The sequence below is a fragment of the Raoultibacter timonensis genome (assembly GCF_022845715.1).
Lineage (GTDB): Bacteria > Actinomycetota > Coriobacteriia > Coriobacteriales > Eggerthellaceae > Raoultibacter > Raoultibacter timonensis.
On the sequence record NZ_AP025564.1, the window covers coordinates 948,938 to 967,907 of the forward strand.

Below are 18,970 nucleotides of genomic sequence, written 5' to 3' on the forward strand. Positions count from 1 at the left end.
CATGGATAGGAGAAACTTCGTCAAGAGCGCAGTAGCAGCAGGGGCCGTTGTTGCGAGCGGGCTTGCGGCAATTGGCTGCAGTGCTGCGCCATCCGACGCTTCGCCCGCCAGCCGTGAGGGCGGCGATGACAGCACGGGTGCGCGGCAGGGTGTCGTCGCGCCCGATGTGACGCAGGGCGCACCGAGGGACTTGCCTCCGGCGAACCCCGACCCCGAAAGCGGTTTCGGGGTCGATTCGAGCATTAACATCGAAACCATCGATGAGTGGCTGGAACGTGACGACGTGGCATATCGTGATGTTCGCATGTTGTTCGACCCGGCCGACTACGCCTCCATCGGTGGTGACCCGGATCTGACGGCCACGGTCGAGGGGTTCAAAGTCGTGCCATTCCCCCTTGTTGCCACGCTGCCGCCTTTGCCGGTGGCGGGGGCTTACGAGGGTCTGGCAGCATGGACGGTCGAATGGGCCGAAGACGGCTCGGTCGCTTCGGCATCGCCGGCGTATCGAGAATCGGAATCGCTGCTTCGCGAACTGTTCCCCGAGGATAAAGCGATTTTCCTCATGTGCGGCGCAGGGGGCTATGCGGGGCAGATGAGGCAGTTGCTCATCCATCTCGGGTGGGATGCTGAAAGGGTGTACAACGTGGGAGGCTTTTGGTCGTATGCGGGAAAGCACCGCGTCGAACTTATCGAGTCTTCGCCCGATACCGATGACGGGCGGCTCTGCTGCATGTGGCGCGTCGAGGTTGCGCCCATCGATTTTACGTGGATGCATTCCCTGTGAGGCCGGGTGCGTGGAAGGTGCTCGTTCGGCGATCTGGCGTTGAGGGGTGCCAAAAGGGGCATGCCGATTTCGGGTCGGCGGCGGAACCCTTGGATTGCGGCAGAAAAGTGAAGATATTCGTCGCTCGAGTCTTCCGATGCGAAGAGGTCGGTAATTGCGGAGCGAAAAGGCCCTCGTCATCCCAGTTCAGAGAGACGGCTTGAAAACCGGCTGCGGAAGTAGTCCCAAGCGGTGACGAACACCTTGCTTTTTCTGCCACGAAGCTGCCCCTTGGCGCGTTGATGGATATAAAGGTTGAACGTGATGGGCGGATTTCTGCTGTTCGCAGCGGCCCGCTCGGCGGGCGGGTGCTTCTCGGATGAGGCCGCCGCTCGCCCTGGTTGCGCTCCGCCCGCCACCATCGCGGCTTCGCTGCCGTCAATCTAGCAGCGTGCGTGCCGTTCCGCGGCTCAGCGCTCGAGGCCGCGACGTACCGCCTCCCGATTAGAGATGTTGACATCTCATCGTTCGCGCGCTGCTGTGCTATACTTCGTGATGCTTTAGCACAGTAAAGAAGTAGAGTGATAAAGCGCCAGGGAAGGTGCAGCGCCCGCCTCGGGTGCGTCGCTTCCGGCGCGATGCGCGGAATGCGAACCGATCACCGCGGGTGCGAGAGATTACACGGAGGAAGCTAGACATGAAGAAGAAACTTTTGGCCATTCTGAGCGCGGCATGCGTGCTGTGCCTGTCTGCGGTTCTGCTTGCAGGCTGCTCGGGGGGCGATTCCGCTCAGAAGAGCGAAGGCGGCGACGCGGCGGGATCCGATGCGTTCACGCTGACGGTCGGATTCGACCAGAGCTATCCGCCCTACGGCTTCGTAGGCGACGACGGCAACTTCACCGGCATCGACCTCGACATGGCGAAGGAAGTCTGCGAGCGCAACGGCTGGGAGCTCAAGCTCGAGCCCATCGATTGGGAAGCCAAAGACGCGCTGCTCGACAGCGGCGGCATCAACTGCATCTGGAACGGGTTCACCATGGAAGGCCGCGAAGACGGCTATCTGTTCTCCGAGCCGTACATGCTCAACGAGCAGGTGGTGGTTGTGAAGGCCGACAGCGATATCAAGTCGCTCGACGACCTTGCGGACAAGACGCTCATCACGCAGGTCGATTCCGCAGCGCTCGATGTGCTGAGTGACGAGGAAAACGAGGATATGGTAGCCCTCAAGGGCTCGCTCAAAGAGCTGCAGACCATCGGCGATTACAATAACGCTTTCATGCAGCTTGAGTCGGGTATGGTCGATGCGGTAGCGTGCGACCTGTCGATCGCTGCGTACCAGATGGCTGCCAAGCCCGACGCGTATGTGCAACTTGACCCCCTGTCGACCGAGCATTACGCCGTCGGCTTCAAGAAGGGCGAAACCGAGCTTGCCGACAAGGTCACCGAAACGCTCAAGGCCATGTACGAAGATGGCACCATCAAGGAATTGTGCGACAAGTACGCCGAGTACGGTGTATCATACGACAACTGGGTTCTCAGATAGGATTTGGCAACCTGCGCCGCTTCGGTTGCGCTTGCGAGCTGCCCGCCATCGGCCGAGCAGCACACCTACGATACGGAAACGGGCGAGGGTGCTTACCTTCGCCCGTAGCTGCGTTTAGAAAGGCTGCACCGTGGATTTTGGTACGATGATGGGGATCTTGCTGTCGGGCTTGCTGTTTACGGCTCAGATATTCTTCACCACGCTCATCGGGGCGCTGCCCCTCGGCGTGGTAGTGGCGCTCGGGCGCATGAGCAAGATCAAACCGATCGCCTGGATCGTGCGCATCTACATCTCAATCATGCGCGGAACGCCGCTCATGCTGCAGCTCATGGCGCTCATGTTCGGCCCGTATTACCTGCTCGGGCTCCAGATGGGTCCCGATTGGAAGTACATCGCCTGCTCGATCGGGTTCATCATCAACTATGCGGCGTATTTCGCCGAAATCTACCGCAGCGGCATCCAGTCGATCCCGCGTGGTCAGTACGAGGCCGCATCGGTTCTCGGCTACTCGCGCGCCCAGACGTTCATGAAGATCGTGCTGCCCCAGGTGGTCAAGCGCATTCTCCCGGCCATGGGAAACGAGATCATCACGCTCGTCAAGGACACCTCGCTTGCGTTCGTGCTCGGTATCGCCGAGATGTTCTCGCAGGCAAAGGCGCTTGCCGCTTCGCAGGTGAGCATGATCCCGTATCTGGTTGCCGGTGTGATCTACTGGGTGTTCAACTTCATCCTGGAGATGATACTCACCCGTGTAGAAAAGAAACTCAACTACTACCACGATTAACCCGAAGGACGCGAGGAGAACCACCATGGCGCAAGCTGCATCCGTTGTTTCGATCGAGGGCGCACGTAAGAGTTTCGGCGACACGCCGGTGTTGAAGGACATTTCGCTCACCGTTGCCAAAGGCGAGGTCGTTGCCGTGATCGGCCCCTCGGGCGGCGGCAAATCGACCCTTCTGCGCTGCATGACGCTTCTCGAAACGCTCGATGGCGGAAACCTTTCGTACGGGGGTCTCGTCGTGGCCGAAAACGACGCGGCGGGCAGGGCCGTGTACGCGGATAAGGCTGTGCAGAAGGAAGCGAAGACGCGCTTCGGCCTGGTATTTCAGAACTTCAACCTGTTCCCGCACTACACGGTGCTGAAGAACATCGTCGATGCGCCGATCCATGTGCAGAAGCGCCCCAAGGAAGAGGTCGAGGCGCACGCGCGCACGCTGCTCTCCAAAATGGGCCTTACGGGCAAGGAAACCATGGTGCCCTGCGAGCTGTCGGGCGGCCAGCAGCAGCGCGTTGCCATCGCGCGGGCGCTTGCGCTCAACCCCGACGTGCTGTTCTTCGACGAGCCGACGAGTGCGCTCGATCCCGAGCTCACGCAGGAGGTTTTGAAGGTCATCCGCGACTTGGCTGCCGAGCATATGACGATGGTCATCGTGACGCACGAGATGAACTTCGCCCGCGACGTGGCCGACCGCATCATCTTCATGGAGGGTGGCGTGATCGTTGAAGAGGGCGATGCGAGAAGCCTCGTGAACGATCCGAAGCATGTGCGTACCAAGGCGTTTTTGTCGAGGTGCACCGAGGAGTAGCGCGCGGCTCGATCGGTGCGGTACCATGGTGGCAAACGACCCGCGCCGATGCCCGGGTCTCGTCTGACGCCGAGGAGACCGCATGGATAACCAGACCTCCCAAAACAACCCCCAAAACAACTCGCAAAACTCCCAAGGTTCGCAGCCGTCGGGTGCGCAAAGTTTCTTCGACGATGCAGCCCGTCTGTTCGACAAGGGGATTTCGAAAGCCCGCACCGTCGTTTCGGAGACTTCGATTGAACAGCGCTCGTTCGTCAAGGCATTCGTGCGCACCTGCCACGACGGATGGCTCCAGGGTTGGCATGAGAGCAACGGCGGCAATCTGAGCTACCGCATGAAGGCCGAAGACGTTTCGGCCTGCCGTTCGTTTTTCAACGAAACGCCTGGCGCTTGGGTACCTATGGGCATCCAAGCCGACAGCCTGCGCGGCGAATTCTTCTTGGTAACCGGTGCGGGCAGGCATTTTCGCAATATCCCGCTCGATCCCTCCGAGAACATCGGCATCGTTGAGATCAATCCTGCGGGCGATGCCTGGCGTCTGGTGTGGGGCCTGCCGAACGGTGCGCCCACCAGTGAGTTTCCAAGCCACTTCATGATCCATGCCGTACGCAAGGCGGTGACGGCGGGAGAAAACCGTGTAGTGTACCACGCCCATACCCCGAACCTTATCTCGCTCACGTTGCTTGAAGAGCTCGATAGCCGTGATTTGACGGTTACCCTGTGGAAGAGCATGACCGAGTGCATGTTCATGATTCCAGGGGGAGTAGGCATGGTCGAGTGGATGGTGCCGGGAAGTCAGGATATCGCCCTTGCCACGAGCAAGGCCATGGAGGAGCATACGGCTGTGGTGTGGGCGCAGCATGGCGTGTTCGCGACGGGTCCAAGCCTCGATGTCGCGTTCGGCCTCATGCACACGCTCGAAAAGGCAGCGGGCATCTATCTGACCGCGCGTGCAGCGAACGGGGGCGCTCAGATCGACTTCGCGGTGACCGACGACGATCTGCGCGCGATGGCCGAACGGCTGGGCATTCCCATCAGGGTTGAGTATTTGGGCTGGTTCCGTAGCAACGCGGATTAACCCCGACAAGCTCGAACAGCTCTTCGCGCGAGTGAAGGCCCATTTTCTGGTAGATGTGCTTGATGTGGGTCTTCACCGTGCTTTTCGCCACATAGAGCTCTTCTTCGATCGCTGCGGGCTTCTTGCCCAGGCAAAGGAGGAGCAAAATCTCCTCTTCCCTCGTGGTGAGGTCGTATTGTTTGGCGAGCTCGCGACATTTCATGCCGATGCGGTTCTTTTCGAGGTAGGCTTCGCGGTTCTTGTCGAGCGGCTGCTCGAGCAGCACGCCCCATGGCGAAGAGAGCTGCTTCTCCGAGAAGAAGAACCTCGTTACGATCACGATGATGACGGCGATGATCACGGTGGTGGGCACGAAGGCTGCGCTTTGCGGCGCGTCGGCGGCCCAGATGAACTGGCTGGCACCGATGCCCGCTTGCACGGCGATCAGTCTTACGGCGCGCTCTATGCCGAATATCCACAGCGCGCAGACCCCGTAGCGATACGATAGGTTGCTGAGGATTACCACGATGAGGATGGTGTAGAGCGTGTAGCTTGCAACGGCGCTCACATCGGTGAGCCATGATCCTCCCGGTAGGAGCAGACCGAACGGCACGAGGGAGAGCAGCATGAGCGGCATTGCCAGCTTCCAGATGAGGGAGAAGTTAAACGTCTCTCGGCGAAGCATGATCCCGAGGTACACGAACAAAGCCGCAAACAGATCCCCTTCCCCCGAGCTGTAGCTCAAATAGCCGTGGAAGATGCTCTCGTGAAGTCCGAACGCGAATGAATACAGGCATACGACGAGAATCGGTTTCCAGGGAAACGAGAATTTCCCCCAGCTTGCGTGCGGGTATTCATCCTCTGGCAGCGTTTTGTACGAGCGCCATAGGCACCCGAGCGAGACGACGGGGACGATGCAGGTGCCGGCCCACAGCCAGTAGAAGGCAAGGCCTTTGAATATCCAGAGAAGAAAGACGCTCACGATGATTCCCGCCGAGTAGTAGAGTGCGACGCGCAGCGGGTTGATGCAACCGTAGAATTCCGACCAGAGCATCAGGATGAGACCGACGCCCAATGCGCCGAGAAACAACGCAGGCGTTGTCAGCGTAGCTGCAAGCTCGGGGTGCAGCACGGTGTAGAATCGCATGCAGGCGCAGGCGATCATGAAAAAACCCGTCAGCGGAAAGATGAACGGCTTCCTGCACAGCGGAACGATCCAGCGCGAGAGGGCGGCAAGGCACAGCAGGAACGCTGCGGTCACGATGTCGAAGTAGCCGTAAGCGCTGAAATCAACGAGGGGGAACGCTGCGCTGTCGTTGACGGTACCCGTCCATACGCGAAATATCCCCATACCCAGAAAGCAGAACGGGGTCGGGGGAATCTTATCCCATATCCTGTCGAGCAACTTTTTGTTGCTGCCATCTCGGATCACGCGAACCTCCCTGTATCGCGTAAATCAACTCAAGTGATTATAGGACAGATGCGGTGCGCTGCGCGGCGGGCGAGGCGAAATCCCCCCGTTTTTACCCCGAGGGGGGAGACGGCGATTCTGAAATCCCCCCGTGTTGGGTGCTGCGGGATGATGCGCGAACACTCCGTGGCTCCTGCGATGGGTCTGCCGGCTCAGGATGTGAACGTGCGGTCGGCAGATCCATACCCAGTAAGGAGGGAATCATGAAGGAAACGATTTCGAGGAGGAACTTCCTCAAAGGCGCGCTTGCAACCGGTACGGTAATGGCAGGCGCCGGATTGGTCGGTTGCGCGGGCGGCGGTTCGCCGGCAAAGGCTGACGCGCCGACGGCGGATGTTGCGGGTGGCGAGAAGGGCCGCTGGAGCTGGTCGGTCAAGCCCGATCCCATCACCGATGTTGCGGAAACGATCGATTGCGATGTGCTGATCATCGGAGCAGGAGCCGCTGGTGTGCCAGCTGCGATGTATGCGGGGCTTGAGGGCATCGACACGGTTGTCATGCAGAAGGAGGCGACCGTCCAAACAAATGGGCAGGGCTTCGGCACCTGGAACAACGAATGGGGAACCGAACAGGGCATCGAATGGGATATCCCTACGACGATGCAGGCGTTCGCCGATCTTGCGAACGGAAAGGCCAATCTCAAACTCGTGAAGAACGTTCTCGAGCGCACGGGCGAGTGCTCCAAGCTCATCATCGAGAACATTCCCGAGCCGAAGGCGTCGCCCGCCATCGTCGATGGTTACGTTGCTTACCGTTGGCTGTACGACGACGATCTCTCGACGCGGTACAAAGCATTCGCTGATCTGTATGCCGCCATGGGCGAAAAGGCGGCAGAACATGGCGTCAACTTCCTTTACAGCACGCCTGCGGTACAGCTGATCGTTGACGAATCGGGCGCGGTCACCGGTGCGATCGGCGAGCGAAAGGGTGGAGAGTACGTACAGGTCAATGCCAGGAAAGGCGTTGTGCTTGCGACGGGCGACATCTCGGACGACGACGAGATGCTCGAGGCGTACTGCCCCGTTATGCTCGGTATGCCCACGCTGCACGCCGTAGCTACCAACACTGGAGACGGTCATAAAATGGGTATGTGGGCCGGAGCCAAGATGGACACCCCGTCGGTCGGGCTTATGATGCATTTCGACCCGACACCGCTCCCTCAAGGGGCTGCACCCTTCTCTGCGGTGCCGTGGCTCCATGTTAATGTCAACGCGGAGCGCTTCACGAACGAGAACGTCGGCTACCAAGCGCTTGCGACCGCCGTTGCGATGCAGCCCGAACACCGTGCGTTTCAGATTATCGATTCGCATTTACTCGAGCATGCGTTCGATTACACTAACGGAGGCCGTCCGGCTGACGAAAAAGCCTTGAATGGTGCGGTCGAGGCAGGGCAGATACTGAAAGCTGATACGATCGAAGAGCTTGCCGGCATGGCGGGTCTCGATGCGGCCGCATTGCAGAAGACGATCGATCGCTACAATGAGCTCGTCGATAAGGGCAACGACGAGGACTTTGGCATGGCCAGCGAATTCTTTGTATGGAATGGCATCAAGGATGCGCCGTTTTACGCGATCGAGCGTATGCCTGGCAAGTTGGCCGTGTGCGGCGGTTTGGCGAGCGATGAGCGCTGTCGGGCCCTGAAAGAGGATGGCACGCCGGTGCCCAACCTGTACGTTTCCGGCAACGTGCAGGGCTCGTTCTTCGGCTACGACTATCCGGTGGTCGGGTTCGGCGGTTTCTCTCTGTCGCGCGCGGCGACGGGCGGCATTCTTGCAGTCAAGCAGATCATGGGTACGTTCGACGAGCCGATTGCGTAGGGCGGTTCCTATTCGATCGCTTTCTGTCCAGTTGCGTTTTACCAGCGGGGATGCGGCTTTTGCAAAGCCAGGCGCTTCAGGCGGCGGGGCCTTCGGGTCCCGCCGCCTGCGTTTGAGTACCGGACGGGCGGAATCGGGTACGCGAGCCGACTCCCGTGCGGTTCCCTATGCGTTCGCGACGGGCTCCCTTTGCCTGCACCGAACGATCCGTGCGGCGCCTAAGGGTTTTATTGCCTTTGGGATAGGGGTGTGGGAGAATACGATCCGTTGTGAGAAGTGGGGGAATATGATAGCTCCGGTTCAAGGAAAAGTTGGCCAAACGGTCACGCTAGAGGGGTATGCCGACGATTTCGGCAGCCATATCGTTGCCGTTGAGTTTACGCTCGACGGAGGCAATTCGTGGGTGAGCCATTCCACCGAAAAGAGCAGTCCCGACCTCATGGTGCACTGGACCTTTTCCTGGAAGCCCGAAGAAGCGGGCGCCTATCAACTCAAGGTTCGCTCTGTTACGGAGGACGGCCGCAAAAGTCCGGAAGCCGCCGTTACCGAGCTTTACATATCAGAATGATGCACGCCAAAAGAGTTTCATCGATGCCGGTCGGTCCGGGAGTTTTCGCCACCCTTGGAATAACGGCGGCTATCCTGTGGTGCAAACTCATGGGTCATTCGCCGGGGTTCCTCCTGGCTTCGGCGGGGTTGGGCGATTGGGCGAACGCGCGGGTGTTCTGGCTGGTCGGAATCTTAGTTTGCGCCGTTGTGTGCATGGTTATCCCGAAGCGCGCACGTCGCTTCGACGCCGTACTGCGCTACGTGCTTCCTTTGGTGGCTGCTGCCGGGGCGGTGACGTTTGCCCTTTCGTTTCGCCAGGATTTCTTCGATCAGCGCACGATTGCCGTCGTGGGCATAGTGGCATCGGGCTTCGGCTACTTCTGGTTCGTATCGCGTTTTGTCTTGCTGCTCTCTATGACGCAGGGGCTTTCCTGCATGGTGTGGTCTTTCGCTGCGGCGTTTCCCCTGCGCCAGATAGCGCTTGCAACACTCGACGCCACCATGGCGCTTGAGGCTCAGGTACTGGTCGCCATGGCGTTGCCGCTTGTTTCCGCTCTCATGTTCGAGCTGTCGTGCGCTGCTGCGCGACGTAACGCGGCGACCGAAACCGTCGGCGATCGGAGCGTGTTCGGCGTGCCCACCCTTCCTCGCACGGCGAATACGGGATCGGGGGAGCGCCGGTATCTGATGGTTATGGTGGTGGCTATCGCGCTGCTGCTTTCCGTCGTGCGCGCATGCAGCATATCGGGTATGTGGGGCACCGACCATACGATCGGGCTCGAGTTCTGGTCGGTGGCGTTTACGGTGGCGTTTCAGATCGTCTCGCTGGGCCTGTTCGGTTACTTTGCCATTATTCGTGCCGGCAAACATCCCGTTGCCATGCGGTTTCAGCTCGGCATACTGTTGGTGATGGCGAGTTTGGTCGTGGCGGCGCTGCGCTCGTCGCTGTCAGCTGTGCCGTCGTTTTTGCTGGATAGCATCGTCAACGTGAACGATCCGTTCGCTTTGCTGCTGTTCTGGTCGACGGTCGCCGTTGCCATCGACGCTCTGAACGTTCCCGCAAACAGGATGATCGGATTGGCGGGCGCCGTGTACGCGGCGGCATCCATTCTCTGGGTGGTGCTTATTACGGGGGAGAACGCTGTGGGCAGCGCCTTCATCCTCGTGGTCATCTACGCACTGTTCATGGTGTTCATGGTGTGCTCGTGCATCGGCCGACGTTCTCCCGATTGCCTTGATGCGAGGGCTTTCAAGGGCGGTTCCGAATCGGTCGAAACGCGCATTCCGGGCGATCCGGACAAGGATTCTGTCTGCGAGGGTGTTGCGTCCGATGGGGCAGGCGTGGAGATCGGGGAGCCGGCGAGCGAGCTTCTCGCACGCGCTATCGACGAACGCTGCGACGAGGTTGCCAGCCAGTACGGCCTTTCCCCGCGCGAGAGGGATGTATTGCTGTTGCTTGTTCAGGGGCGTACGGGCGGGGCGATCCAAGACGAGCTTACGCTTGCCGCCAGTACGGTTAAGACGCATATGCAGCATATCTACGTCAAAGTCGGCGTAAGCGACCGACAGCAGCTTATGGACAAGGTTCTTAATTTGGGCGATTGACGCAGAAAGGTGTCGACGAGGCATCTCACGTGGGATTATCCGCAAAGCATCCTCCCTATGGGAGGATGCTTTGCGTTGTGGGCCTTGGGTCATGAATCGGGTGTTTGGACGATGGTTGCGGCGTTTCCTTCTCTCTACAATGGGCAATCGCGCGCTCGCCGGCTGCAACGGCAACCCCTTGGGCTTCCGGAAGCCGGACGGATCGTGATGAAACGAGGAGAAGAAAGGAAAGGATATGATACGGAAAAAGAAGGCCGTTCTTTTAGCCGCCGCATGTGCCGTTTGTGCGCTTGCGGCGCTGGCGGCCTGCTCTCCGCAGCAAGCGACGAGCGAGGCGGCAGAGCCTGGTGGCGCTGCGGAGAATCTGAATTTCGTCGACGGAAAAATCGGCAGCAAGATCGGGTACAGCGACGAGGGGCGCCTGATTGACAATATCGATCAGCTGTCCGATATTTACTCCCACGAGGAGGAGGAAGCGGCGAATGCCGAGAACAACCAGCCGTCGGTATACACCGATCGCAACGGTTTCGAAATACAGCCCGTTCCCGCAGACAGCAAGGGGTACAACGTTACGTGGCTCGATGCTGAGGATCGAGGATGCTTGTCGTGCCACGAGACGCTCGAAGACGCCCAGATGAACCAACCTACCTATCATCGCCTTATAATGGTGGGATATCCGGTGGAGCAGGGAGTCCAAAACTGCGTTATGTGCCACGATACGTGGCAGCCGTCGGCGAATAAGCTCAAGGACAACATCCACCAAACGCACTTCAATAACGATATGTTTGGAGATATGGGCGGCAACTGCATGTCGTGCCACCATATCGACGATGACGGCGAGTTCGTGCTCTGGGATGTTGCCAAGTACGATCTGTTCAAGGGCTACAAGACGGTTGCCGCCAAGGATTCCGGGGCAACGGTATCCTACGACCAAGATACCATCACACCGCTTGAGAACCAATTCTACAAGACGATCAAATCAGAGCCTGCCGAGTGGACCAACGACGATACGCAAATCGATCCGACTGTCTACGAGAACTGGACGATCGAGATCAAAGGCGACGTGTCGAATCCCGTCACCATGACGCTCCCTGAACTTAAGGAGCGGTTCGGTACCGTAACGGCCGTTTTGAAGAACCACTGCAACGTGAACGGTACGGGGCAGGGTACGATCTATCAAGCTGAGGTGACGGGTATTCCCCTGAAGGACGTTATCGAGTTCGCGCAACCGCTTGAGGGGGCCAACGGCTATACCCCGAAGGGATACGATGGGTTCGGCAACCTCATGCCGATCGAGTATTTGGATGAAGACGCTATGCTCGTGCTCGAAGTGAACGGCGAGACGCTGCGCCCGTCGCAAGGCTATCCGGTGGCTGTATGGGTCGGAGGCGGCGCTGCTGGGGCCGAATTCCCGAAATACGTGACGTCCATAAGCATCACAACTGAGGACGATCCCGATAAGCTGTGGACGCACCCGCGCCACGGAACCAACGTCGCCCCGAGCGTTACGCCCGATCCCGAGGTGGTGTTCTATCCCAATGCGGGCGTCCTGAACTATCCCACGGGCGTGGTGTTCGAGGACCAGGTTGGAAAGGAGATCACGTTCGAGGGCTACGCCGATGCCTATACCGAGCCCATCACGCGTGTGGAGTACTCGCTTGACGGAGGCAAGACGTGGATCACCATGGAAACACCGAACTCCGATATCGACCGCTGGGTTTATTGGCGCATGAACTACACGCCGCAAGAGGCGGGGTCGTATCACCTGAAGATCCGCGCATTCTCGCAGGGTTCCGACGGAGCGGAGCATGCGCCGACGTACACCACTGATTACATGTTCACGGTAAGGTAGGAAGCACTATGAAGGACTACAAGCGTATTACGTTAAGCGGAGTGGCCGCCGCCTCGCTGCTTATGGGCGGCGCTGCGCCGATGTTCACCGCCGATATCGCGCAGGCTGAGGAAACGGTCTCGAGCACATCTTCTCTTGCGGGTTCGAAGGACGCGGCAGACGCTTCGGGCGCTCAAGCGAGCGAAGGCGAGTTTTCCTGGGATCAGACGACCGTGACGCCGAACTGGCGCATTGCGAGTCTGTTCCGCAACGCCGTCGCCAACTTGTGCGGTTCGGTGGCCGATTTCTCCGCGGACAACCCGCTCGGATGGAAGCTGAGGGTGACGGGCGACGTGCGGAACGAGTTTACGGCCACCGTCGACGATATGGCTTCCGAGGAGAGCGTGGAAGACCTGATGTCGTGCACATGCGGATCGAACCCCGCAGACGGCGCAGCCATCGTAACCGCTGATGTGAAGGGTATCCCCGTGACCTACCTGTTGGAGCGCGCGGATGCCAACGATGGTGCGAATACCATTACGTTCGTCTCATCCGATGGGTTCGAGCAGGCGATGCCGCTCGGGTACGTCATCGGCCGCCACGGGGTTATCTCCTACGAGATCAACGGCGAAGATCTGTCTGCGTCGGTCGGCGGCAACAACCAGTTGTGGATGACGCGCACGCCGGCGAGCTACTTTGTTCGCGATATCGTCGAGGTGCGCATCACGAAAGAGGTCGAGCCGCCGGCGAACCCCGGTGAGGGTTTCGAATATCCGAACAGCCCGAACGTGGGTATAACGAGCGCATCCGTGGAATAAGCCCCGTATCGGGGCGTGGCGGCGAGTTCGCCTGGACAGGGGCTGCATCGGGAAGATGCAGCCCCTGTGGTCATCGTCTACGAGCGAAGGGCGTGTTTTACCGCCAAGCGGGCAAAGGTGAGGTTTTTCCCGGCGTGCAAACCGCCGTAGTACCAGGGATAGCTCATGCCATAGAATCCCCCTTGATCGTTGCCGACCGCATAAAGGCCTCGAATTGCATTCCCCTGGGCGTCGACGACTTCGAGGTTTGTATTCACACGAAGACCGTCGAGGGCCGCAAGTCCCGTCTCTCCTGTAATCATGTGCATGGCATAGTACGGCGGTTCGGTTACGCCGACCATGCGGAATCCGATCTTGCCGAAATCGTCGTCAACGCCTTTATCGCATAGCTCGTTATAGCGTTCGAGGGTTTTGGCCAGCGATTCGACAGTGATATCGGGGCTTTTCTCCTGCATTTTCGTCGCGAGCTCATCAAGCGTGTCGGCCTGAACCATGTTTCCCGATTCGAGTTGCGGTGCAATGTACATTTCGAAGAAGCTGTCGGCGTCTGTGGGTACGAGCGTAGTGCAGACGGCACCAGGAGCGGGCACCATGCGCGAGCAGATCGTGGTATGATACTTTGTCATTGCATCCCAATACTTGGAATCGAAGATGTTCCACCAATCGTTTCCAGGGTTCATGGCTCCCGCGTTTGCGCCGAAGTCATAGGGTGCATCTTCATTGCAGAACCGTTCTCCGAATTTGTTGACGCGCAGCCAAGGTTGGCTGCCGGGGGTCCATCCGCCTCCTTCGGTGCTTCGGTCTGAACTCATTACCCAAGCGCATCGCCCGTAGTCTCCTCCTGCCCATACGCCCATTTTGAATCCGTCGCCACCGTTGTCTTGAGGGTTGTTCGTTAGATTCTGGGATTGATTGGGGTTGAGTTTCTCCATGAGATAGCGGTTGCCGGAGTAGCCTCCTGAAGCAAGTACGACTCCCTTGCTTGCAAGGAAGCGCACGTATTCGCCCGCTTCGTTTTTCGCGATAACGCCTGCGACCCGATCGTCTTCCTTGACGAGCTGAACCGCTGGGGTTTTGTAGCGAAGATCAAGCCCTAAGGCTACCGCCTTATCGAGCAATACCGGATGGGTTAGTCTTGTACCCATCTTGTTCGGCTGCATTTCCTTGTAGGGTTTTTCTACGGGTACATGCGCGACAGGGGGACTTGCGTGTTTTCCGCCCGTGTTTTTGCTGTCCGTTTCGACGGCGAATTCGAGCGATCCGCTTTCTTCCAACTCGTCGCCGTACCAATCGATTGCTTCTCCGCTGTTGTCGTACCAGAGGTTGATGAGCCTTTGGTCAGCGCGGTGGCTGGCATACCACATGAGATCGTTTACTATCTCGCTCCGATCGAATGTGAGGCCAAGTTCGTTTTGGTATCGGCTGCCTATTCCCGCAAACCAGTTTGGCGCGGCGAAGTAGGTGTCGCCTTTTTCGAGAAGAACCGTTTTTGCGCCCCCCTCGACTGCCGTCAGTGCGGCGGGGATGCCGCTGGTTCCCGCTCCGATGATGACGATATCCGCCTCCACCGTCTCGGCTATCTCGCCGTTTTCGACAGGCGAAGGTGGCGAGGTCCAATCCTTGCTCGTTGGGGCGGAAGGGTTTGAGGCGGAATCCTGCGCATTCCGCGGCTCCCCACCGCATCCGACAAGCGCTCCCGTGCTCAATGCTGCGCCTGTAGCGAGCATTCCGGTAATGAAGCTACGACGGTTGATTGTTGATGGCTGTGTCCCCATGGTTTCTCGTGTCTCCTTTCACGTACGAGTTTATGGCGCAAAGATCGTTGCACGGCAGGAGTCGATTCGGCATCTTCCCAAAGGTGGCATTTGGCGAAAGAGGCAAAATATACCAAAAGGGTATAGGCGCATAGTATAAGATGTCCATAAACTGAATGGTTGTTTTGGTCTGGATGACGGGGAGATGATTGAAATAACGCAGCACGGTAATCCACTGGCGAGGCTATCGGTCAAGCCTTGGCGGTTGTTCGGCTTTGGGTACTATCAAGCTTGGATTTATCTTGCTGTGCTGAGCACGGTTCTTTTTGCCGACCCCGATTTCTTTTCGACCCATCTACAGTTTACGCGCCAGTTTTTCTCGCTTAGTGTAGCGGTTTGCCTATTCTGCCTGATATTCGTGAGCCAAAAACTCGATATACTCAGTAAGCGGCATTACCTTTTGGTGATGGCCGCTTCGTTGACGGCAATGGGCACGATGCTGATCTCTCTTCCCCTGCAGGATTCTGGCGTTCAATTTGCCGTTGCTGTTGTCGGCATGGCGATGACGGGCATAGGCAATTCTTTCCTTATCGTAACATGGGGTGCGTTGTGGAGCAGGATGGATACCGACCGCATGGGGTTGCATCTGGTGGTTTCCAATGCGTTTGCTGGTTGTTTGTATCTCGTTGTTACGGTTCTTCCGGATTTTCTTGCGGTGATCGTTACCGCCGCTCTGCCGCTTTGCTCTGCTTTTACCTTGTTGGCAAGCGAAGACGAGCCTCTCAGGCAGCAGGAAGATACTTCGGCGAAACCGAAGAGGCTCTTATGGAAGGCCATCGTTGCAATGGCTGTAATCCCCTTTGTCTTCGGTATCGCTCGGGCTTTTTCTTCTCCTGCTGAAGCTTCTGACTTCGACGAGCTGCAGCATTCGATTGTGCTCGGTATGACGGTTTTCGCCCTCGCTGTTGCCGTTTTTGTAGTTTTGGCTCCGAGGCAACGTACCGTCGTGCGTCTGTATCGATTCGTGGTTCCATTGATGGCGGCAGGCTTTATCGCCCTGCCGTTTGCCCCGAACGAATACCGGTGGATGGCTTTTTCGGCAATCATGTGTGGGTTCTACTCGTTCGAAGGTCTTGTCTGGTTGCTTCAGCCTGAGTACGTGTTCCGAACAAAGACCTCGACGATTAAGGTATTCGGCTGGGGAAGGTGCCTGTTCCATCTTTTCGGTTTCGCGGGAGCTACGTTCGGATTTTTCGCCATAAACCAGGGTATGGCGTCAGCTTCAATACCGATATCCATATGTCTGGTGATCGTCCTTGTTCTGATTCTTCTATCGACATATGTATTTACCGAACACGATCTGCGGTTATTTATTGCAAAACCAAAAATGGCAAGCGAACCCGATGACGCCCAGGTTTATCGCGCCATTGGCGCTAAGTATGGATTGTCGGGTAGGGAAGAGGAGGTCCTTGCGATGCTGGGCAAGGGGAGAAGTGCTCCGTTCATTGCCGATTCTCTGTTTATATCAAAGGGAACGGTCAAAACCCATACACGTCATATCTATGACAAGATGGGGGTTCACAGCAAACAAGAATTGTTGGATATCATCGAAAACGAAGGCCGGGAACTGCGTTAGTCGCTCGGTCGGTCATCCCGAGCACGACGATGCGCCGCTCGGGCAACGCGTGGCCAAAGGCGGTAAGCTGTGTTGCCCATCTCGATATTTCGAGGTTGTCGTGCCCGCGCAGGCTACGCACGTCAGCTTTTTCATAGATGCGCTTTCGGTTGCCGATCTCGGATATCCGTTCGATCGAGCCGGGTCGACGCAAAGCGAAGCGAATTGGACCTTGAGGCGGGTCGAGGCATGTAAGGGGGCATCGATGCGGCCAAAGCATGCGAAACCCCCAGCGCGTCTGCCTCGCTGCCGCCATGTTTTATCGATAATGCGTTTTGCGCGGAAGCGGCTCTCTGGTGGCGGCGAACCGTCGTTTTGCGAAGGATTTTGGGCTTCGAAGGCGGTTTCGGGCAATTTGGCAAGAGGCGGTTCGGGAAAGACGCAGGTCAGAAAATGAGCGGTGGTTAACTTCGGCTTCGATTTTTCGCAAAACGACGATTGGCCGCCATCTGAAGGTCGGTTTCCCGAAAAACCGAGGTTGGGGTTTTCGATCGTTCGGGCTTCGGCGGCTGGCGCTGTTCGGGGTTCGGCGGCTGGCGCTTCGTCTGTTCGGGCTATGCGGGTGGGGCTTCGGCGGCCCCCGTGGTGCACGTCTCGGGGTTTGGGGTTCACCCAGGGGTTGTCAGGCAAAATCGAGCCGCATCGTGGGATGCGGCTCGATGGGGCGCGACTCAGTTGAGCGTGGTCCGACGGGTGCGACCCGAACGGCGGCGACTGTGAAAGCTCGATAAGCAGCCCCGTGCGCTCGCCTTATCGCGATGCGCTGGGCCGATTATCGCCTAGCCTGCCAGATACGTTTTCGCATTCTGCGCGGCTTCGCGGCCCGAATTGACCTGATTGCCGAATGCGGTGCCGGGCATGTTGATGGTGTAGACGTGGCGGTAGTTCATGTTTCCGTCGTTGCCGATCGCATAGAGGCCTGGAATCGGTTCGTGGTTGTTGTCGAGTACGCGCCGCTCGATGTCGGTGGTCACGCCTCCGCATTCGAAGAAGTAGCTGTACCCGAGCTTGGCGATGTAGAACGGACCGCTCTCGATGGCGACCATCTTGTCGGCGGACTTGCCGAGGTCTTCGTCGACGCCGAGCTTGCACAGCTCGTTGTAGCGGTCGACCGTGGCCATGAACGCCTCTTTGTCCAGATCGAATGCGGCAGGAAGATCCTCGAGGGAGTCGGCCTTCACGAGCGTATCGCCCTTGTCGCTCTCGACCGCGTCGTCGAACATCTTTTTGGCATCGTCGGTCGTGCCGAAATAGGTGTCGAAGATGTTCTGGTCGAACACCACGTAGTTGGCGATGTTCTGCTTTCCGGGGATGCACTGGAGCACGAGGTTGTCGTCGGTGAGGTTCTCGCGGGAATAGCGCTGGCATTGTTCGTTGACCCAGAGCACCGGACCGCCTGCGGCGATGCCGAAGTAGCCGTTGACGGGGTTTTGCGAATCGTTGTGGAAGTCGATCGGGGGAAGCGCGGGAATGTTGTAGAGGATCGACTGGCAGGAGTCGGGCATGAAATCCTTCGCTCCCACAGCCATGGCCATGGTGTAAGCGTCGCCTGCCGCATTGGGGGATCCCACGACGAAGAGGTGCTCGATGTCCCATCCCTGCTTTTCTATGAGATCGGGGTTGCCGCCGAAGCCGCCCGTTGCGAACACGATGGCGCGTGCGTTGTACTGCGTGGTGCCGTCGGGGCCGTTCGCGTAGGCGCCGGCGACCTTGCCGTCCTGCATGATGAGCTGCGTCGCCGCCGTGCTCAGGTGCACCTCTACGTCGAGGTCCTCAACGCGCTTGATCATGGGCTCGACGTAGCCGATCGCCGCCTTGTTGTCCTTGAACCAATGGAAGGTGGGATGGAGTCCTCCGTAGTAGTCGTCGATCGTGCCGCTGTATTCGACGCCCTGCTCAAGGCACCAGTCGATGTTCTCGGCCGACTTGTTGCACAGGTCGAGCCAGAATGCGGCGTTCTGACGGTGCTGGCCGCGTACGAGCTCGTCTTCGACGATCTCGGCGGCGGTTACGTGGATGCCCTGTTCGTCGGCCATCTTCGAATTGATGGCGAACATGCCTTCGACGAAGCTTGCGTTGCCGCCGAGTTGACTGTTCTTCTCGATGAGGATGAAGTTCGTACCGTCGAGCGCCGCTTGCACCGCGCACGCGAGGCCGCTTCCGCCTCCGCCGATGATGAGCAGGTCGGTATCGTAGGTTTTGTCGACCTGCGCAGGTGCTGCGGGCGCCTCGGGCTCGGTCGTTGACGTCGATCCCGAGTTCGATTCCGACCCCGAGCCGGTTGGCGCCTGGTCCTGCGGGCTGCATCCGGCAAGTGCGCCGACCGCAGCAACCGCTCCGACGCCGGCAACGCCCGTCAGGAATGCGCGGCGCGAGATGCCGCTGCGCTTCTCGGCGCAGGTTACTGGTTCCTCATCGTGCATGTTCGTGTTGGTTTTCATGGTTTTCCTCCCTCAACACTAATCCATTGCTTCCAAAAACTCAGTTGAGTACGCAGTATC

15 protein-coding genes are annotated in these 18,970 nt (G+C 58.5%); 12 read left to right on the forward strand and 3 right to left on the reverse strand.

Features of this window, described 5'->3' with window-relative positions; translation table 11 throughout:
* The first annotated feature begins 1 nt into the window (after position 1).
* The 6 genes from MWL89_RS03720 to rhaD all read left to right on the forward strand — a co-directional run bounded on the left by MWL89_RS03720 (position 2) and on the right by rhaD (position 4,970).
* Positions 2-784, forward strand: coding sequence for a hypothetical protein (locus MWL89_RS03720; RefSeq protein ID WP_244411805.1), 783 nt, complete (start codon positions 2-4; stop codon positions 782-784).
* Positions 785-1,087: 303 nt separating this feature from the next.
* A complete protein-coding gene (locus tag MWL89_RS16295; protein WP_279611955.1) occupies positions 1,088-1,210 on the forward strand; it encodes a hypothetical protein in 123 nt (40 codons plus the stop codon).
* Positions 1,211-1,460: 250 nt separating this feature from the next.
* Positions 1,461-2,306 carry a transporter substrate-binding domain-containing protein gene (locus MWL89_RS03725; RefSeq protein ID WP_244411806.1) on the forward strand — a complete coding sequence of 282 codons (846 nt, stop codon included), beginning with the start codon at positions 1,461-1,463 and terminating at the stop codon, positions 2,304-2,306.
* 130 nt (positions 2,307-2,436) lie between these two features.
* The gene (locus MWL89_RS03730; RefSeq protein ID WP_102378943.1) at positions 2,437-3,090 is read left to right on the forward strand and encodes an amino acid ABC transporter permease; all 654 of its coding nucleotides are present in this window, start codon (positions 2,437-2,439) and stop codon (positions 3,088-3,090) included.
* Between the two features lie 25 nt (positions 3,091-3,115).
* The gene (locus MWL89_RS03735; RefSeq protein WP_102378942.1) at positions 3,116-3,892 is read left to right on the forward strand and encodes an amino acid ABC transporter ATP-binding protein; all 777 of its coding nucleotides are present in this window, start codon (positions 3,116-3,118) and stop codon (positions 3,890-3,892) included.
* A gap of 82 nt (positions 3,893-3,974) precedes the next feature.
* A complete protein-coding gene (gene rhaD, locus MWL89_RS03740) occupies positions 3,975-4,970 on the forward strand; it encodes a rhamnulose-1-phosphate aldolase (RefSeq protein WP_244411807.1) in 996 nt (331 codons plus the stop codon).
* Here rhaD and MWL89_RS03745 read toward each other — a convergent pair.
* The gene (locus MWL89_RS03745) at positions 4,927-6,381 is read right to left on the reverse strand and encodes a helix-turn-helix transcriptional regulator (protein ID WP_102378940.1); all 1,455 of its coding nucleotides are present in this window, start codon (positions 6,379-6,381) and stop codon (positions 4,927-4,929) included. The two genes, rhaD and MWL89_RS03745, sit on opposite strands and share 44 nt — an antisense overlap.
* A 242-nt stretch (positions 6,382-6,623) precedes the next feature.
* Here MWL89_RS03745 and MWL89_RS03750 point away from each other — a divergent pair, with 242 nt between their 5' ends.
* The 5 genes from MWL89_RS03750 (at position 6,624) to MWL89_RS03770 (ending at position 13,040) form a co-directional block, all read left to right on the forward strand.
* Entirely contained in the window at positions 6,624-8,237 is a 1,614-nt protein-coding gene (locus MWL89_RS03750; protein WP_102378939.1) for an FAD-binding protein, read from the forward strand.
* A 286-nt stretch (positions 8,238-8,523) separates the two neighbouring features.
* Positions 8,524-8,805, forward strand: a complete 282-nt coding sequence (locus tag MWL89_RS03755) for an Ig-like domain-containing protein (RefSeq protein WP_102378938.1) — start codon at positions 8,524-8,526, stop codon at positions 8,803-8,805.
* A gap of 23 nt (positions 8,806-8,828) precedes the next feature.
* Positions 8,829-10,391, forward strand: coding sequence for a response regulator transcription factor (locus tag MWL89_RS03760; protein ID WP_244411808.1), 1,563 nt, complete (start codon positions 8,829-8,831; stop codon positions 10,389-10,391).
* Between the two features lie 235 nt (positions 10,392-10,626).
* The gene (locus MWL89_RS03765; protein ID WP_244411809.1) at positions 10,627-12,243 is read left to right on the forward strand and encodes a molybdopterin-dependent oxidoreductase; all 1,617 of its coding nucleotides are present in this window, start codon (positions 10,627-10,629) and stop codon (positions 12,241-12,243) included.
* 8 nt (positions 12,244-12,251) lie between these two features.
* Positions 12,252-13,040, forward strand: a complete 789-nt coding sequence (locus MWL89_RS03770) for a molybdopterin-dependent oxidoreductase (RefSeq protein ID WP_244411810.1) — start codon at positions 12,252-12,254, stop codon at positions 13,038-13,040.
* Between the two features lie 77 nt (positions 13,041-13,117).
* Here the strand turns inward: MWL89_RS03770 and MWL89_RS03775 are convergent, their stop codons facing one another.
* On the reverse strand, positions 13,118-14,815 hold the full coding sequence (locus MWL89_RS03775) for an FAD-dependent oxidoreductase (protein ID WP_244411811.1): 1,698 nt from the start codon (positions 14,813-14,815) through the stop codon (positions 13,118-13,120).
* 184 nt (positions 14,816-14,999) lie between these two features.
* On the opposite strand from MWL89_RS03775, the gene MWL89_RS03780 reads away from it, so the two are divergent.
* Positions 15,000-16,430 carry a helix-turn-helix domain-containing protein gene (locus tag MWL89_RS03780; protein ID WP_244411812.1) on the forward strand — a complete coding sequence of 477 codons (1,431 nt, stop codon included), beginning with the start codon at positions 15,000-15,002 and terminating at the stop codon, positions 16,428-16,430.
* Between the two features lie 818 nt (positions 16,431-17,248).
* Here MWL89_RS03780 and MWL89_RS03785 read toward each other — a convergent pair.
* Complete coding sequence (locus tag MWL89_RS03785) at positions 17,249-18,910, reverse strand: FAD-dependent oxidoreductase (RefSeq protein ID WP_244411813.1); 1,662 nt, start codon at positions 18,908-18,910, stop codon at positions 17,249-17,251.
* Positions 18,911-18,970 lie beyond the last annotated feature (60 nt).

Bases quoted from the DNA above. Each gene is read 5' to 3' on its own strand.
- MWL89_RS03720 (WP_244411805.1), top strand. From the start codon at position 2: ATGGATAGGAGAAACTTCGTCAAGAGCGCAGTAGCAGCAGGGGCCGTT.
- MWL89_RS16295 (WP_279611955.1), top strand. From the start codon at position 1,088: ATGGGCGGATTTCTGCTGTTCGCAGCGGCCCGCTCGGCGGGCGGGTGC.
- MWL89_RS03725 (WP_244411806.1), top strand. From the start codon at position 1,461: ATGAAGAAGAAACTTTTGGCCATTCTGAGCGCGGCATGCGTGCTGTGC.
- MWL89_RS03735 (WP_102378942.1), top strand. From the start codon at position 3,116: ATGGCGCAAGCTGCATCCGTTGTTTCGATCGAGGGCGCACGTAAGAGT.
- rhaD (WP_244411807.1), top strand. From the start codon at position 3,975: ATGGATAACCAGACCTCCCAAAACAACCCCCAAAACAACTCGCAAAAC.
- MWL89_RS03750 (WP_102378939.1), top strand. From the start codon at position 6,624: ATGAAGGAAACGATTTCGAGGAGGAACTTCCTCAAAGGCGCGCTTGCA.
- MWL89_RS03755 (WP_102378938.1), top strand. From the start codon at position 8,524: ATGATAGCTCCGGTTCAAGGAAAAGTTGGCCAAACGGTCACGCTAGAG.
- MWL89_RS03760 (WP_244411808.1), top strand. From the start codon at position 8,829: ATGCCGGTCGGTCCGGGAGTTTTCGCCACCCTTGGAATAACGGCGGCT.
- MWL89_RS03765 (WP_244411809.1), top strand. From the start codon at position 10,627: ATGATACGGAAAAAGAAGGCCGTTCTTTTAGCCGCCGCATGTGCCGTT.
- MWL89_RS03770 (WP_244411810.1), top strand. From the start codon at position 12,252: ATGAAGGACTACAAGCGTATTACGTTAAGCGGAGTGGCCGCCGCCTCG.
- MWL89_RS03775 (WP_244411811.1), bottom strand. From the start codon at position 14,815: ATGGGGACACAGCCATCAACAATCAACCGTCGTAGCTTCATTACCGGA.
- MWL89_RS03780 (WP_244411812.1), top strand. From the start codon at position 15,000: ATGATTGAAATAACGCAGCACGGTAATCCACTGGCGAGGCTATCGGTC.
- MWL89_RS03785 (WP_244411813.1), bottom strand. From the start codon at position 18,910: ATGAAAACCAACACGAACATGCACGATGAGGAACCAGTAACCTGCGCC.